This window comes from Deinococcus fonticola, from assembly GCF_004634215.1.
GTDB classification, from domain to species: Bacteria; Deinococcota; Deinococci; order Deinococcales; family Deinococcaceae; genus Deinococcus; species Deinococcus fonticola.
Window position 1 is genome coordinate 1 of record NZ_SMMH01000048.1, and the last position, 16,247, is coordinate 16,247.

Genomic DNA, 16,247 nt, shown 5'->3' on the forward strand with positions numbered 1-16,247 from the left:
GGAACTGAGGAAGGGGCGGACATTCTGGTAGAGTCGGGGTACGTCCCCGAGGAGCATTTTTGTCGTCACAAACAGAAATTATCCCCTATCGGGGACGTCTTCTCATAAAATTTGTCAGGCCGTCAGGTGCCACATGCCAAATTTATTACTGTAGACAGTAAAGAAACCACCAAAGTTCCTTACAGTCTCGATACTGAAACTGTGCGAGTTGGTAAAGATTTACGCGCAGCGTGGCAACGTCTTGAAGATAGAAGCTATTGGCACGCCTTAGTTAAGTTGAATAACCCCGCAATGATTGCAAGCCACTGTACTATTGACTGGAAAAGTGGCGATGAAACTCTGAATCCTGATCTAACAATTAACGTACAAAAAGGAATGTATCCGAAGGAACTAGACGGTAAAATCCCAACCCAAGAAGTGAACGACAAGCTCAGAATGGATAAGTATTCTATCCTGCCTTTCGTTCCAAATGATGATTATTGTTCAGGTGTTGATCCTGACTTTACAGTGATGTTTATTCCGGGGACATGTGTTTATACACCAGAAATGCAAAAGCTGTTTTGTATTGAAGGTGAACAAGAAACACTTAATCCACTTGCGCCACGTCCAATTGACTTCAATTATCAAGAAGCCCTAAAGCGCATAGCAGATGCTATTAAGGATACTGAAACGGATTATCTCAAAGAGTATAATACTGATGTGCTTAAAGCACTTAAACCAACGGCAAAGTTTTATCCTACTTTGTGGGATAATATGTTCACTGGGTCTGTCATTGCACCGACCACAACCCTCAAGCCGGATTTAGCCAGCTTGCTTAAATCAGCAAAAGAGGCGGGGAAGAACTTGGGAGGCGTGTTCAAGTCCACCGCCCCCATTTACTACGCGCAGGGTGTCGCCAGTAATTCTCTGACGGAGCCGCTGCGGGTGCATATTCTTCCCCGGCGCAATGATGTACTGGGGGTTCCGAATCCGCCTGGTGTATGGCCGCTGGAGGAATACAAGCGCACATTCAAAATCCAGCCGCTTCCCGTTGCTGACCGTTTCGGCTATACCACCCTCTTTAGGGCATGGATGCAGCCAACCGTTACGCTCCTGCCAGAGCCTTTATCTGCTAAACCCTTACGCCAAATGATTTATATGGCGGGGGGCGTCAATGTCATTTTGACACTTCCTGTTCCTATCCCTGTTCCTGTTCCGGCACCCATCCTGATTAAAGAGTTTGCCGCAGGTTTGCCCTATGTCGGCGTTAAAGCCCGCTTTACATGGGAGAACGCGGCAGAAGGCTATGAAGTTCCAGGCGTCAATGGAAAGCCCATAATTGACTACCCAATTCAGTGATGCACAACTAAAGAGGCGTCTAATGAAATACGTTTTACCCTTTACACTTTTTGCCCTGTCCACAGCTAGCGCCCAGACCGCGCCGAGCTATATGACCACCACCACTGATTCAGCGGCCATTTTGAATATGCTTAAAGGCCAGGTTGACCTTTACGGCGTGAACTTTGGCAGCAGTGAGTTTCAGCGCGGGATTCTGCGCCTGCTTGAGCAGCGGGTCATCACTGTTCGAGTCATGACGACCAATCAGGCCGCGCCAAACTTCAAACCGCTCAAGGCATTAGGCGCAAAGATTTACATGCTGAACGCGAATTATAAAAACAGTGCGATCAGCATAAAGAATGGCCCTGCTATATTCATCGAGAATAAGAAATTTAAGGTTATTACTGACCCCAAGAACGCCAATAGCATTACCGCACTCTGGCAACAATACTGGAATATCGCTAAACCTTACTAAGACAACTGAAATGCAATAAAGCCTCTTTTGCCGAGAGGCTTTATTGCATTTTGCTGATACAGCCTTTTGACTTACAAAACCGAATAGAGCCTGTCAGCCGCGAAGCTGTCAGGCTCTATTCAGTCCAGGTAGAGGAAGAAAGCTAAAGCTCTGGCACCTGCTCAGGTGCAGGCGCGGGCCATGACCTGCGCTTTCTCAGTATGAAAGCCAGTATCACCACGTCGAGGGCGAAAAACACTGTTACAAATCGCAGCATTTGCAGCAAAGGCGAAAAGAAGAAACTGTTGGGAATTATAAAAAGCTCTGCCCCGGCCAGCGCCAGCAGCGCCGAGGACAGCCCAGCAGGAACCGCACGGCGGCGCAGGGTCAGCGTAAGCGTCAGTAACCCAAAGCCCGCACATCCCACCCCCCACGCCAGGATGAGGTCGGCGGCGTGTAAACCAATCCACTCTTTCATTAGTTGTTCCCAATCCCGACAATCAGGGTCATAGGCGTATTGGTACTCACTTTGGCCGCCCGCATGACCGACTGTGTGTTTGTGGGCATCGTAAAGGTCTTACTGACCCCACCCATGAGAATCTGCCACAGGGGAGGCAGAGCGTTAGCTGAAATGCTTGCGCCGTCGCCAATAGCAATCTGGGAAGCCGATTTGCCCGCGTTTTCCAGGGCAGACTGCACGGCTCCTTGCAGGGCCGCAGCGCCGTTTTGAGCCATATCTATTCCAAGTGTCGGCGCAATGGGAACAATGTTGGCTGGAATACCCTGAGTCAGATTGCTTCCTTCCAGGGTGTACGCCAGGGCGTCCACATCACTCACCGCTCCATCAGGCGCAACGTAGCGCCGGAATGTCATGTCCACGCGGGCCAGTTGCCCGTTAATCGTGCCGACCCCCACGAAAGAGCCGCCGTCGGCTGTCACGACAAGCACAGGAACAGAATTACCCGTCAACGTATGAATGGCCGTCACGAGGCGCACGGGAATCTGTTGCAGGTTGCGGAAGGGGCCAACCGCACCCAGACGTGAAGCAGGAACCGAAGCATCACTCCCAAAGGGTTTTTCCGCCGTGCCTGCTGTACTGGACGCCCCATTGTTCGCGCCCGAAGTATCACCGAACAAGCCGAGCGAGCTGGGAGCCGCAGTCGTCGAGGCCGTTTCTGGTTCAGGAGCAGTATCAGCCGGAGCCGCCGCTTTGACAGGTGCAGGCCGAGGACGCTCATACACCAGGCCCGAAGTGGCGCGGTTGCGCTGAGCTACCGGAGCTTCCGGCGTGACCGTTCCAACAGGAGAAAGGCCCATAGGGGCAGGCACATTATTTCCAAAGGTGTTACCAGTATTCGTTCCTGTTCCTGTCGCAGACGCACTTCTTGTTGATGCTGTAGTGGCGACTTTGGGAACCATGACCACAGGTGCAGGAATTGACCCCGCCCGAGTATTCGTATTTGTGTTTGCAGGCGCGGGCGTATTGGCGACGGCCTGCCTTCCGCTGTCACCGAAACTAGGGCTGCTACTAGATGTCGTGGCTGGAGAAGCAGCGATTGTGCTGGACTTAGGCACGCCGTCATCAAAGCTAGTGCTAGTGGTTCTACCAGGCGTGCTAGGCGTAATGACCGGAGGAGCGACCGCGACAGGACGTGATGAAGAAACATCGTCACCAAAGCTAGGTGTAGAGGTAGTCCTGGCCGGAGGAGTGACGGCGACAGGACGTGATGAAGAAACATCGTCACCAAAGCCGTCCGTGGGCGCATTGTTGACCGGGCGGTACACGTCAGGAGCAGGAGTCGTCGTCGAGGGCTGAGGCGCAGCAGCCACCGGAGGCGGCGTCACAGTTGGCGGCGTCGGGGTTGGCATACTTACCCCATTCTCCCGATTAGGAGCTGTGCTATTCCCAGCCGAGGGCGAAGAAGTACCAGAGGCCGGATTTTGGCTGGACTCACCTACTGCGCCAGTTATCCCCCCTTCTTGCTGACTGGCATTGGCAATTTGTTCGCCACCAGACCTGACCAGATTCCCCGCCGCATTTCCGGCATTTTCAACAGTCTTGACCAGTTCGGTAGGTTGAGCCGTTGTATTGGAGGAAACAGTTTCGTCGGATTTGGGCGTGTCAGCCGTTGTTGTCTCAACCCCATTTCCCGCTGTTGGTGGTGGAGATTTTTGAATAGGACGCGACAGCATATACCCCAATGGCCCCAGCACCAGCAGTAGCGCGGCGAGGCCATAGAGAGGTGCTTTCCGCTTGTCTTTAACGAGTCGTCCCTCAACGGTACGCATCGTCGCGGCCTGTTTCAAAGCCCGCGAACGCTCACGGCGGTTTTGTGCCGCTTCATCGGGCAACGCCCCCATATCACGGAAACGCCGAACCGTGCGACTTAAATCACTGGCAAGGAGCGGGTCTTTGACCTGCAATCGAGCCAGAAAGCCCGGAAAGGCATCCAGGTCATCGGGACTGGGTACGTCGGTATCTTCAAACTCCAGCTCTTGCAACCGTGGCCTAAAGCGGGCCAGTACCTCATTCCAGTTAATCGCCTGACGCCCGCTATCCCCCGCATTAGTAGTAGCAGTAGTAGCAGAGAGATCACTCTCTGTATTCTCTGCCACTTCATTAGCAATTTTATCGTCCAATTTTGCCATATCTGCAATTTAGCATATCTATCTCTGACCCTGTGTTACACTATACTTAGCAACCCAACGGGACGGATAAAATTATCAAAGGTTGCGGAGGTAAAAATAATGACAGGAACCCTCACCATCTCGCCCAGCCAGGCAGGAGGCGCAAATACCAAGCTGGCCTTCTTGCTGAACCCTCTGGTTCAACTGGCTCTGTTCGGTCTTGTGATGCTCTTTGTCGGGAGCTTTGGTTCAGCACAAGCCTTTAATTTCTCGAAAATCACTGGCGCTATTTGTACTGTTGTCACCCAGCTCAGTGCGCCCGCACTTCTGGGAGCGGCAGGCTTCGCGGTCATTATCGTGTTCGGCTGGAACAAATTCATCGGTGACAGCAGCGCCTTTCAAGGCATCAAAAATGCGATTGTGGGAGCTGTCGTGATTCTGGGAGCAGGTACGTTTGCTACCGCTATTTTCGGCGGAAGCTGCTAAACCATGACTGACCGCCAATCCCAGGAAAACCAGAATCCCCTACGGCACGACTGCCCAATGACGAGCGGTAACGTAGGACTTATCTCTTACCTTGACACTTCGGATGTGGTGGCTCTGGGGTTGGCGTTTTACCTAGCTGGACAGCTTAGCCCGCGTATTTCTCCCTCACCCACCCTAAAAATCATGTTCATTGTTCTTGCGTGCGCCGCCGCGTGGTTCATCAACTTTGGCATTAAGCGCAGGTTGCAGCCCTACCCCCGTTTCGTGGAGTTCTTCACGAACTGGTGGATGAACGGAATTGACTTTTATAAGCCCGACGTGGACGCCGATACCCCACCTTTGATTGTGACTAAAGAAATGGAGTTGGGCCACGCTTTTGAGCGTATTGAACGTCAGGCAAAACGTGAAGTGGTGAAGATTGAGCGTCAGCAGAAAAGGGAAGCCCGCGTCCAAAGCCGCAGCCACCGCCTGAGCGCCAACGAACGGAGGAAACGTGTTCAAAAGTCGTAAGAGGGAACGCAAAAGTATTGGAATGGGGGAAGGTGAAATCTCATTTGCTAAGCGTCTGAACCTCTGGGATATTCACGAGAACATCGGGGTCTTGAAAGATGGACGCCTGATGTACGGCTTCTATTTCGAGCCGCCCTCTCACCTGCATTACACTCCTGACAACCTTTTACAGCGTTCCAGTCGCCTCAAAGCCGTTTTTGACCTTGCTATTCCTGACGGCGAAATCATGTCCACTTACACCAGTTTGCGGGCCACGCACGAGGAAGCGGTTGCCGACATTCGCGGTTACGCTATGGCTTGCACCGATCCGATCCTTAAAGAACTGACCCTACGCCGCGCCATGATGCTAGAGGAAAAAATCAGACAGGGCGAAGTATCGAACTGGCTTTTTTTCGCCACTGTGACGGTCACACCACAAACAGGAGAACGTTTTTCAGTGGACGCCGCGCCCAATCCCCGAGAACTGAGCCGCGCCGTCGCTAACGCCCAGGCTCTACAAAGAGCCGCTGTCCAGCAGATGAAGGCCGCAGGCTTCCGAGCTGAGGCAATGAGCGGGCAGGACATTTTTGAAGAATGTTTTTTTTATCTCAATCCTGGCTGGCCGTTGGCCCCCCAGTTCATTCCTCTGGCCGAGCGCACCATTAACGCAGTCAGGCATGGTAAATCTGACCAGCAATCTCTACAGCGCCAACTTACCGCCAGTCCCGGCAACAATCTTGAAAGCGACTACTACATGGCGGGCGACAGGTATGTTGACGTGCTGAGCGTGGGCCGCTTGCCGGAGTACACCGAAACAGGCTACACCCGCGCACTTACCCAGGATTTGCACGGAACGTATTACATCGTCGTGCAGGCCCAGCGCGAGAATGACTATGACGTTAACAATGAGCTGGAAAAGAGCAAGAACGATCTTTGGTCACGGGTAAAATCCCCTGGCGTGGTGCCGAGCGGCAAAGCCGTGAACAAGCTGGAACACGTCGAGCGGGCGCAGAAACTTGAAGGGCTGGAATCCCGCTTCAAGGCCAGTGTGGGTATCGTGTTGGTAGCCGCCTCTTTGGACGAGCTGGAACGCATGAAACGGCAGGCACGCGGCAACATGAGCCGTTTGCGGGCCGGGATGCCCATTGCTTACGGCTATCAGGCCGAGGCGCAGTATTTCGCCCTGATGCCTTTTAACGGCACGATGAGCGGCTTTATTTTCCAGCCGTATACCAGCAGCGTCATTGACCTGTTCCCCCCGGTATCCCCGTGGGGCGGGCTGAATGAAGGGGCCATTACCTACCAGAACCGCGACAAGTCGCTGATTCGCTTTGACCTGTTCACCAAACAGACGATCACAGCCCACTTTGCGATTTATGCCCCCACCGGGAGCGGCAAAACTGTGCTCGTACAGTCGCTTTACATTGCTGAGCTGACCAAGTACCCGGACGCCGTATGGCTTGTCACCGACGCCAAACAGGATTTTAGCTACCTGTTTAAGAGCCTCAGCGACAGCGAAATTATTGTGTTCGGTTACGACTCTGATACCCGGCTCAACATTTTTGACTTGGGAGAAGATTCAGAGAAGAAACCCAACGGCGAAAAACTGGCCTCTCTATCAGCTTTTATCCGCATTTTCGTAGAGCCGCCAAGAGATGCCAGTGAGAAGGGGTACGAGGACGTAGCGATTACTGAAGGAATTATGGCGGTGTACGCGCAGTTCTCCCAGGAGGAGCGGCCACCCCAGATGAAAGACCTGTACCGGATGCTGAGTATCATCGAGAACTACGACGACGGGCGGCGCATGGAGGAGAAGGTCATCGAAGCGGCCCGCAGCGTGAGTATCCGGTTACGCAAAGCCATTGGGGAAAGCCCGGTAGCGCAGTTTGTTGATTGCCAGAGCAACCGCACTCTGAGCGCCCGCCGCATGTATTTCAGCACGGGCGGTATTCCAGAGGACGACGAGCTGATGAAGCGTGTTGCCAATCACATCATTAAAAACGCCATGTGGCAGGTCACGAAGAAGTACCCACGCGGCCTACCCAAGTTTATTTTCATGGACGAGTTCGAGAACCAGGTGCAGACCGAAGAAGAACTTGATGCCGTAATGCGAATGATGCGCGTATTCCGTTCTTACGGCGTGAGCTTAGGCATTGGTACGCAGTCAGCGACGGCCAGCAAATATTTTGGCGACCTGAGAGACAGTTTCTCGCACCTGTTCATTGGCCGCTACAGCAAAGACGTTGCAAAAGACGTGGTGCAAACACTCTCTTTGCCGGAAGTGATGGCCGAGCAGCTCCCCACCTTGCAGAACGTCGTCGGAAACTACAGCGAGTTTGCCCTGATGTCACAAATCGGCGGGCAGAACGAAGGGGGAGGGAAATCCGGTGACATTATCCAGTTGCGGGAAACGAAACTCACCTTATGGCTGGTCAACTCCGGCCACCACGAAGTTGCTGAGAAAGACCGCTACGTTGCAGAAGTCGGCGGCAACATTTTGCAGGGCGTCAAAAACTTAGTTCAAGACAAGTTTGGAGGGGAACTATGAACCGCAGACAGAACCTGACGATCCTGACCGTGGCAGCCCTGAGCCTGAGCAGTCAAGCCGGGGCGAACGGTTGGGAGGACTTGGGCAAAATCTTGTCGCAGGCGTGCAGTGCCGCCAACGGCGGCGCAACGAATGTTGGTGGAATCCCTATTCCGCTGGGACAGACCGGAGATAAACTCAAATTTCTCTGCCAGTTGCAACAAATTCACGGGTTTGTCAATGACAATGTACTGAACGGCGACTGGGAAAGTTTTGCTAAAGATATTGCAGGACAATACATTGGACGTTTGATTGGTGATGTAGGAAATAGCATAGATACAAGTGCTCTTAACACTGCTCTTACGAATATAAATAATTCTATGAAAGGGACTTATGCCGACTTTCGTAAAGCTCTTTATGGAACAGCGATACAGACCCTACGCAATAATGGTGAGCTTCTGAATAAAGGCGCAGCTTCTGATAGTGTGGGCGGCTTGACCAATCAGGCTATTTTGAATAATCCTACATTGCGACTTGCTGATCAGATTGCTGCTGCCGCAGACGTTTATGATGCCATGCAGGGTACAGAAAAAGCGTATCATGCACAAAAGATTCAGTCAGAAGCTAAAAAGGCGATTGAAGCCAATCTCGCACAAGGTATGAGTAACGCTACAAGCATTATTGGAACTCCCGTTAGTGAAGGCACGGTAGACAAATACAATTCTCAGGCCAAAACTGCCATTAGTACGCGAGAGCAAGTAGAAATCCTGACCAACTTAACCGGAGAAGCTCTCAAAAGCAAGGCGACCAGCGATATAGCTATTCTAAACCAGCTCAGTGAAATGGTGCAGCAACAAGTGATGACTAACAATCAACTAATGATGCAGCGGAATAACGCTGACGAAGAAATTGCTACGCGCAGGCAAAAGCTGAACGCTGAGATTGAACAGGAGGCCGCTGATATGAAGATACAGGCAGCGCAAGCAAGCGCAGATGTGACAGGCGCTTATAGTGCCATGAGCGGTTTTCTTGATACCAAAATCGAACTGAAGTCTGTGGGGCCATAATCATGAAGAAATACACCACTTTGCTAACTGTTGCAGCCCTTATGTTGGGAAGTGTTGCGCTTGCGGCTGGAAATAACCCGCTTATTATGGTCAATCCACTCTCTATGGTGGCTGATGTAGATGGTAAATTGCGGGGATCAAATCTTTTTGCCGCAATTATGACACTTGCTACGAGCATAGCAGTCGTTGGATTCTTTGTTAAAATTTACGCCGCTGTTGGTAAGAATGTTATGTCGGAAATCCGTGGCGTATTGGTTCAAGGTATTGGCGTAGCAATCATGCTTTCACTTAGCGGGACTATGCACTCCGCTCTCACTTCGACTTGGAATGAAGCATACAATGGTTCCAATGCTGCTTTTGCGGGAGTGTTGGGGCCGAAAATAGAAGATGCCAAAGTCCAAATGAACGGCATGATTGGGACTGTGGCATCCGTTAGCATAGCGGCCACCGGAGTAGGTGCAGTTGGTGGTGTAGTTACAAAGGCCGGAGGAGAAGCCGTAAAATCCGCCGCCTTAAAAGGTGCAGGCAACGTCGCCTCGAAAGCTCTTAGCCGAATCTCAGCCGGAGCAATGGCACTGTCTGGCTTTGGTGTCATGTATTCCGGCATCATTGCTATCGCTGCTTTTGTTGTTATGATTTTGGGCTATCTCATTCCGTTGGTTATCTCTTTTACCATGTGGGGTCAGGTAGGGCCAATTTGGGCGGCTATTGGTAGTGGACTGGGAGCCATATTCGTTGCTGCTTTCCTGCCGATGATTGCTTATAGTGCTATTGACTTAACATTTATTCGCTCTGCTGAACAAAGTCAGGTAGTTATTGACAATAGCTCTTTAGGAGAAATGTTGGGCAATGCTAATGCTGCTCTGGCAGAGGATATGTTTAACCAAACCATTGACAAACAGTTGAGCGATATGCAGCAATGCGCGGCGCGTCAACAAACTGATCCAACTGTAGTTTGTAACACGGACACCAGAACGGCAATACAAAAAGCATGGGAGAAGGTCAAAGGCTCGTTTAACATCGCTGGCGAAGCCTTCATTGCGGGCTTTCTGGATATTATGAAGAATGTTAGCCAATCTATTTTGCAGGTTATTTTTGCGGCTCTTTACTTCATTATTTCATTGGTGATTATGGGCGCTATCGTCAATTTGATTGTGGGCATCTTAGGCGGAGCCGCTTCTTATGTTGGAGCTGTTGCTAAAGGTGGAGGCTGATGCGTTCGCGCATAACGGCGATTCTTCTTGGTGGATTACTGCTCACAGGGGGCGTACAGGCCCAGCAAAGCATCCCCCCTGTTCATCCTCAGTACACAGCCATGCTGGATGCCATGAGCGCCTCTGTCAAAGGCCGCGTACTGGTTTTTGCCCCCACAATTTCAGACCTGACTATGGCCGACATTTTGCGCCAGACTGCACTTGATACTATCCGCAAAACGAATGTCAGAATCGTGACCATCCCCTACTATAACTACACCGCTAAGAGCGCGATTCTTGGACTCGCGCTTGCCAATGTGCCTGTGTATGAAGTCCAGACCTCATCTATAGAGGCTATCGTGATTGTGGACAACCAAGGTTGGAGAGGACGCGGCTTAGGAACTCTTGCCAATCCAACCATGAAGCCTATGACCATAGAGGAGATAAATTCTATTTTAACGTGGTTTAAAAACGTCACCGCAAAGACAAAACGGATGAGCCAGGTTGAAGCCTTTACTCGAATCAAGCAGGTGCTTAAATGAATAGTAACCCTAGTATTGAAAATACCGCCATTGGAAAAATCGCTGGCCGCATGGGGCTTAAATTTAACCTCTACTACGCATTTCTGATTTTGCTTAATGCTTTTGTCCTCATGCTGTGCTTTTGGGATGTGAAGGGGGTTGTACTGCTGATTCTGAGTCTTGGTTTCACAATGCACGTTCGCCTTCTTCTTACCCAGCGCGAGGAACAACGGCTGACCAACGAGCTGCTAGAAGAACTGACAATGAAGGCAAGGTAAGACCGTGCTGTTCACTCAAGCTGAAATTGATAAGCGTATCCAGCAAGACTATGAAAAATTACTGCGAATTTTACCTTTTGATATTCGTAACGCTCTGAAACCGGAGATTGACGAAACGGAGGAGGTCAAAATCCGCTTTGGCCGACCACTGAAAATCAAGCATCATGGAAAGTGGCACACCTATCCAGACCTGACTATCGAGCAGCAGCACTTAACGGACTTCCGGGCCAGGATTGACCATATCCGCGACGACAACCGCGCCGGGATTGACGGCACGGGCCACCGCATCAGCCGGATTCCGTCAGCCGACGGGAAAGGCACAGACGGCTTTAATATCCGTATTGCGCGGTTTTATGTGGGTGTGGCTGAACTGCTCAGGAAGTGCGTGGAGATTCACCCCTCGATGTTGATTATGGGTTTGGCAGGCAAAGGCAAAAGCACTTTGCTGCGCGATTACATCCGTATCTGCGCCGAGAAATACGATGCCAACCTGACGGTTGTAGACACCTCAAACGAGGTTGCAGGCGACGGACGCACGCCGCACCCCGGTATTGGAGAGGCTGACCGTTATTTCGTACCAGTGAAGGCTGAGCAGCACAAAATCATGCTGGAAGCTATTGCGAACAATTCAGCCCACCTTGTCGCCATTGACGAGGTGCAGACCCGCCTAGAAGCCGAGACAATTAAAGACCTCAGTGTGAAGGCTGATTTTATCGCCACCACCCACGGCGACAGCATCACCGAAATTATCAAGAACAAGTCGCTGGAGCCGCTGTTTTACCCGGTTGCTCTATTCAAGTGGGGATTAGTGGTCAAAGACATTGGTGTGTACGAGCTTTTTGACTTGCAGCAGGCGGTGAAGGAAGTGAGCGAGGGCCAGGAACCCGTGCCTCTCGAAACGATTGACGCCCGGATGAATAAAGGCGGGAAGGTCAGCAAAGAGGGGGAGGAGGAGGCGGCTTAGCCAGGTTGGATTGCCCTTTCTTGTTCCAGTTCCCAGACCCTTTTCTTGACTTCTTTTTGCTGAGCCGAGCGGCCAGAATCAATTACCCTAAAGACCGGACGTGCAGGATGTTCCGGCTTTTACGTGGAAAAACCAGCCGCGCTACTCTACTATGTTATTAGCCTAGAACATAAAAAGAGAGGGAGTTACGCCTATGACCACTACAAACCCGACAATCCAGCCGATTCTTAGCCGCCTAGCGCCACTCAAGCCTTACCTGGTTAAGACTTGGGCCTTTCTTTGCGCTGTATGGCGTGTGCTACGGCCCGTGCTGCCCATTGTGGGGGCCGCGCTGCTGCTCTGTTTGCAGGCGGTTTCTATGGTGTTTCTGGCGGTTCTAGGCGGAATTGGAGATGCGGGGAAGGCCAATAACTCCGAGCGGCAACGGGTGACGCGCCGCGAAATGGGGGAACGCTGATGGACTTACTGTTACATTTCCTATTTGTGGCGATTCCAAAGGCGCTGTGCCTTGTCCTGACGCTGTACTTTGGCGCAATTACGCTAGGCATGTTGCTCAAGCTCAACACCCACAACAAGCGACTGGGTATGCCGTCGCTCAGCAAGGCCGAGCGCCAGGAAGATCAACGTCTTTCCATCATTCGCCGGAAAGACGTTTTTGAAATGGGCATCCTCACGTTGTTTTTCTTCTTCCTGCACCGGATCATTCACTAGAGATAGGTTCCCAGGGCCACTGCTAATGCCGAAGGACTTAGTTTATCTTCATTCCGAAAACGCAGCAGTGTCATGCCCGAACTCCGAAAAACTGTCTCTTTTACCGCGTCCCGGTATTTCTGCTCTGCCCGGTCATGGCTTGAACCGTCAAGTTCAATCCCCAGCACCGGGCGGTAATTTTTGCGCTCACACACGAGGAAATCAACATGCTTGTCCTGAAAGCGTGAGTAGACGCCCCGGCGCTCATCCCCTTTGGCCGTGATGTAGAAAATGTCTTGCAGGCGCACATTGGGAAAGGCGACATAGGACGCAGGGAGCGCCTGCTTGAGCGTTTCGTAAAACTCACGCTCAGCACGGGAAAAGAAGTATTTCTTTGCGGCCACAGGAAGGGATTTAGGCGGGGTTTTCCGAGCGACGTTATTAACCGACCGCAGCAGGACAGCCGCAATAACAACACCCACAAGGAAAAGAATGATGCTCAGCGTCATATCAGCATCAAAGCATAATCAAGCAGTACCGGAGGAATCATGGCAAAGGTCATCGTGATACTAGGCGACGAAGCAAGTAGACAGCAATTCGCGCAGAATCTAGGCCACCGTCAGCAGTTCGACGTGAGCCAGCCGCCTGTTTCTGCAAGTAAGGAGGTGCAGGTCAGACACCACATGAACGACGGAGCCATGCTTCCATACCAGAACGAAGAACGAGCAAGTAGCGTGACCAGCGGCGAAATGACCCCTTACGAGAAGCCAGACAGGGAAGTGAATTGGCAGGAGAGCTGGCCAACCGGAGGCGGGCCAGCAGGCCGACAGAATGAGGAGGCCGAAGGCGAGAAGAAAGGAGAGCAGGGATTAACGCCCAAAGACCCCGAGCTTAGCGATTCAAGCATTTCCAGCACCGACCCGCGCCAGATTCTCTTGCAGGGCATACAGCAGGACGCCCAGAACGTCATGAACGGCGTGTCAGCCTATGTTGAGCGGCGTATGGAACAGCAGCAGGAAACCAGGCCGCCGACCGAAACTCAGCCAGACTCCAGCAGTCCTGCCAATCCCGCCAGAAACGCGAGTGTCACGCAGGAAGGCGTAACCAACGAACAAAGCGCCGAGCGTACCTTAGAGCGGGAGTTTCCCATTGACGCCGACTTTCACGAAGGCCGGGAACCGCAAAGCACCCAACAGCAGGACGTGCTAGACGCAGAGTTCCGGGTGATGGATGACTCCCCTGCCCAAGCCACGGTGCAGCAAAGCGCCCAGGACGCCCCTGAAGGCTCAGCGCCACAGGTTCAGGCCCAGGAGAGCCAGCAGGCACAGACGCCCGCACAGGAACCGCAGGGCAATACCTATATGACCCGTGAAGCTGAACGCGCCGCTAGCGCCCTCGATGAAAACAAAACTATTGTGGTCAGCGCCGACAATTACAACCTGGACGTAGCCAAACTGATAGAGCAGGCCCAGCAGGACGGCCACCGCGTACAGACCGTCGTGATAGGTCAGCAACAGGGCGACAGTGTGAAGCTCAGTGAGGCCCAGATGGACGCATTACCCGACCTTTCCCGCGACAGCCACTACGTTTCTGTGTACGCCCCCAACGAGAACGGGAAAATGCAGATGTACGCCACGAGCTACAACGAACAGCCCAAACTCGCGCCCGAAGTCAATCAGGAAGTGGGAACCAGGATGCAGATAGGCATAGAGCAGCGGAGCGGCCACACGCCAGACGTGCAGAGTGTGGACACGTTCAAGTCCACCCACCCGGCGCATACCAAGCTGGAAGCGTCCTCACAGCAGCAGCGGGGAACGGATTACTGACCGTCCCCCTTTATGCTGACTGATTTATCTCTTGGGGCCACGCGCCCCTTTTTTCTTGACAGGCATAGGCGGCAATACCTCATCCCCTTGCATGGCCTTAGTCACAAAGGCTTTATTCATTTCGCCCGGTGTTGGATAAGGGTTGTTCTGGAGGGCCACAGATTTTATGCCTTGAGTCATGACTACCTGACGGTATTCCGCGCTGATGCTGACGCCGGGGAACTGAGGCAGGGCCAGCACGGGCGGCTCAGTGGAAGCGTTCAGGACGACCTGTTCCAAATCGCCCGACCAGAAGGCCGTCAGGTAATCCACGCGGCTTAATTCTCCCGCCGCGATCCGGTCAAGGTCAGTTTCCATTGAAGCGGTAAAGGCCAGATTCACGAGTGCCGGGAACTCCCGCCGCAGGTATTCAGCGACCAGCAGGCCCAGCCACGTCACATGCAGCTTGTCTTTCTTCTTGACGGTAAAACCGCGTTCGTGCAGCACGCTAATGATGTTGGCAAACGTCGAGGGCCGACCCACCCCGGCAGATTCCAGGGCTTTGACTAAGGACGCTTCGGAAAAGCGCCCAGGTGCAGGCGTGTTCTTGACTTCCGAAGATGCCTGAGCGGGCCAGTGTTGCCCCGCCTGAACAGGGGGAAGTGCCTGGCCATCGGCATCTTTTTTACTTTCATCTGCGTATAAGACGGTAAAGCCCGCGTCCAGAATCACCCGCCCGGAGGCCGTCAGAAGTGCCGAACCGCTTTGCAGGTTCAGGACGGTTTCTTCGCCTTTCAGGGGATTCATCTGACAGGCGACTGTACGGTTGTAAATCAGGGTGTAGAGGGCCAGTTCTTCCCCCTCAAGGCCGGACTGGTAAGGTGGCACAAAACTACTCCCAGCGGGCCTAATGGCTTCGTGCGCTTCCTGAGCGTTCCCTTTCGAGGTGTACTGCCTACTTTGTGCCGGGATACTGCCAGCTCCATAGACCGCCGCCGCCACCGCCCGCGCCGCTGTGACCGCCTCATCTGACAGGTTCACACTATCGGTACGCATATAAGTGATTTTCCCGCTCTCATACAGCTTTTGTGCGGTAGTCATTGTCTGTTGAGGCGACATTTTCAGTAAAGAACTTGCGGCCTGTTGCAAGGTGGACGTGGTGAAAGGAGCCGGAGGATTTGTGGTGTACGGCCTCACGGCCACGTCCTTTACCGTGAGGCCAGCCGCGTTAATGTGCGCTGTGAGCTGCTCGATCTCAGCGGCCCCCAGCATGACTGCATCGGTTTTCAGTTCACCATCCGGCCCGAAATCCTTGGCTGTTGCCAGCCGCGATTCACCGTCGCTGACGACCAAAGCCGTAAAAGGCTTTTCAGCCACAGCTTGAGCCGTGACCCGGTAATACGGTGCAGGAACGTGATTCATGATGTTCTGCTCACGCTTGGCAAGCGACACCAGTGCCGCCGATTGAACGCGGCCTGCCGAGAGCTTATAGCCCATTTCCCGCAGTTTGGGCGTGACTTCCCAACCCACCAGACGGTCAACAATTCGCCGCGTTTCCTGAGCGGCCACGCGCTGCAAATCCAGCGGGCGCGTGTTGCTGAGGGCTTTGGTAATGGCCTCTTTGGTAATTTCGTGAAAGACCATGCGCTGAGGATTCTTGAGGCCCAGCACTTGCGCCAGATGCCACGCTATCGCTTCACCCCTGACGGCCTGACAAACTTTATGAGAGAGGGCGTAAAACCAGCGTCCAGCCGACTTCCAGCAGAGTGATGAGGTCGGGAGATTTCTTCTTCCGCTTTCCCAAAGGATCTGGATCTGGCCCACCTGG

At 52.8% G+C, this 16,247-nt stretch carries 17 protein-coding genes; 13 read left to right on the forward strand and 4 right to left on the reverse strand.

Annotated elements, in window-relative coordinates:
* Positions 1–126 precede the first annotated feature (126 nt).
* Both E5Z01_RS17615 and E5Z01_RS17620 read left to right on the forward strand, forming a co-directional pair.
* The gene (locus E5Z01_RS17615) at positions 127–1,338 is read left to right on the forward strand and encodes a hypothetical protein (protein WP_135230560.1); all 1,212 of its coding nucleotides are present in this window, start codon (positions 127–129) and stop codon (positions 1,336–1,338) included.
* A gap of 22 nt (positions 1,339–1,360) precedes the next feature.
* Positions 1,361–1,792 carry a hypothetical protein gene (locus tag E5Z01_RS17620; protein ID WP_135230561.1) on the forward strand — a complete coding sequence of 144 codons (432 nt, stop codon included), beginning with the start codon at positions 1,361–1,363 and terminating at the stop codon, positions 1,790–1,792.
* A 142-nt stretch (positions 1,793–1,934) separates the two neighbouring features.
* Here E5Z01_RS17620 and E5Z01_RS17625 read toward each other — a convergent pair whose 3' ends face one another.
* Complete coding sequence (locus E5Z01_RS17625; RefSeq protein WP_135230562.1) at positions 1,935–2,249, reverse strand: hypothetical protein; 315 nt, start codon at positions 2,247–2,249, stop codon at positions 1,935–1,937.
* Positions 2,249–4,420 carry a hypothetical protein gene (locus E5Z01_RS17630; RefSeq protein ID WP_135230563.1) on the reverse strand — a complete coding sequence of 724 codons (2,172 nt, stop codon included), beginning with the start codon at positions 4,418–4,420 and terminating at the stop codon, positions 2,249–2,251. Before E5Z01_RS17630 ends, E5Z01_RS17625 begins: the two co-directional genes overlap by 1 nt.
* A gap of 99 nt (positions 4,421–4,519) precedes the next feature.
* Here E5Z01_RS17630 and E5Z01_RS17635 point away from each other — a divergent pair, with 99 nt between their 5' ends.
* The 10 genes from E5Z01_RS17635 to E5Z01_RS17675 all read left to right on the forward strand — a co-directional run bounded on the left by E5Z01_RS17635 (position 4,520) and on the right by E5Z01_RS17675 (position 12,635).
* Positions 4,520–4,885 (forward strand): hypothetical protein, encoded by a 366-nt coding sequence (locus E5Z01_RS17635; protein WP_135230564.1) that lies wholly within the window; start codon positions 4,520–4,522, stop codon positions 4,883–4,885.
* Positions 4,886–5,068: 183 nt separating this feature from the next.
* The gene (locus E5Z01_RS17640; protein WP_135230565.1) at positions 5,069–5,395 is read left to right on the forward strand and encodes a hypothetical protein; all 327 of its coding nucleotides are present in this window, start codon (positions 5,069–5,071) and stop codon (positions 5,393–5,395) included.
* Positions 5,379–7,922, forward strand: a complete 2,544-nt coding sequence (locus tag E5Z01_RS17645) for a VirB4 family type IV secretion system protein (RefSeq protein WP_135230566.1) — start codon at positions 5,379–5,381, stop codon at positions 7,920–7,922. Before E5Z01_RS17640 ends, E5Z01_RS17645 begins: the two co-directional genes overlap by 17 nt.
* The gene (locus E5Z01_RS17650; protein ID WP_135230567.1) at positions 7,919–8,968 is read left to right on the forward strand and encodes a hypothetical protein; all 1,050 of its coding nucleotides are present in this window, start codon (positions 7,919–7,921) and stop codon (positions 8,966–8,968) included. Before E5Z01_RS17645 ends, E5Z01_RS17650 begins: the two co-directional genes overlap by 4 nt.
* 2 nt (positions 8,969–8,970) lie before the next feature.
* On the forward strand, positions 8,971–10,182 hold the full coding sequence (locus E5Z01_RS17655; RefSeq protein ID WP_135230568.1) for a hypothetical protein: 1,212 nt from the start codon (positions 8,971–8,973) through the stop codon (positions 10,180–10,182).
* On the forward strand, positions 10,182–10,703 hold the full coding sequence (locus tag E5Z01_RS17660) for a hypothetical protein (RefSeq protein WP_135230569.1): 522 nt from the start codon (positions 10,182–10,184) through the stop codon (positions 10,701–10,703). The genes E5Z01_RS17655 and E5Z01_RS17660 overlap by 1 nt, the downstream gene beginning before the upstream one ends.
* Positions 10,700–10,960, forward strand: coding sequence for a hypothetical protein (locus E5Z01_RS17665; RefSeq protein ID WP_135230570.1), 261 nt, complete (start codon positions 10,700–10,702; stop codon positions 10,958–10,960). The genes E5Z01_RS17660 and E5Z01_RS17665 overlap by 4 nt, the downstream gene beginning before the upstream one ends.
* A 4-nt stretch (positions 10,961–10,964) precedes the next feature.
* Positions 10,965–11,924, forward strand: a complete 960-nt coding sequence (locus tag E5Z01_RS17670; protein WP_135230571.1) for a hypothetical protein — start codon at positions 10,965–10,967, stop codon at positions 11,922–11,924.
* A gap of 307 nt (positions 11,925–12,231) precedes the next feature.
* The gene (locus E5Z01_RS19660; protein WP_167758001.1) at positions 12,232–12,381 is read left to right on the forward strand and encodes a hypothetical protein; all 150 of its coding nucleotides are present in this window, start codon (positions 12,232–12,234) and stop codon (positions 12,379–12,381) included.
* The gene (locus tag E5Z01_RS17675; protein ID WP_135230572.1) at positions 12,381–12,635 is read left to right on the forward strand and encodes a hypothetical protein; all 255 of its coding nucleotides are present in this window, start codon (positions 12,381–12,383) and stop codon (positions 12,633–12,635) included. Before E5Z01_RS19660 ends, E5Z01_RS17675 begins: the two co-directional genes overlap by 1 nt.
* On the opposite strand, the gene E5Z01_RS17680 is transcribed toward E5Z01_RS17675, so the two are convergent.
* On the reverse strand, positions 12,632–13,123 hold the full coding sequence (locus tag E5Z01_RS17680) for a DUF2726 domain-containing protein (RefSeq protein ID WP_135230573.1): 492 nt from the start codon (positions 13,121–13,123) through the stop codon (positions 12,632–12,634). The two genes, E5Z01_RS17675 and E5Z01_RS17680, sit on opposite strands and share 4 nt — an antisense overlap.
* A 39-nt stretch (positions 13,124–13,162) precedes the next feature.
* Here E5Z01_RS17680 and E5Z01_RS17685 point away from each other — a divergent pair, with 39 nt between their 5' ends.
* Positions 13,163–14,440, forward strand: coding sequence for a hypothetical protein (locus E5Z01_RS17685; protein ID WP_135230574.1), 1,278 nt, complete (start codon positions 13,163–13,165; stop codon positions 14,438–14,440).
* 24 nt (positions 14,441–14,464) lie between these two features.
* Here the strand turns inward: E5Z01_RS17685 and topA are convergent.
* Positions 14,465–16,247, reverse strand: a 1,783-nt coding sequence (gene topA, locus E5Z01_RS17690; protein WP_135230575.1) for a type I DNA topoisomerase, incomplete at its 5' end; no start/stop codon positions are given.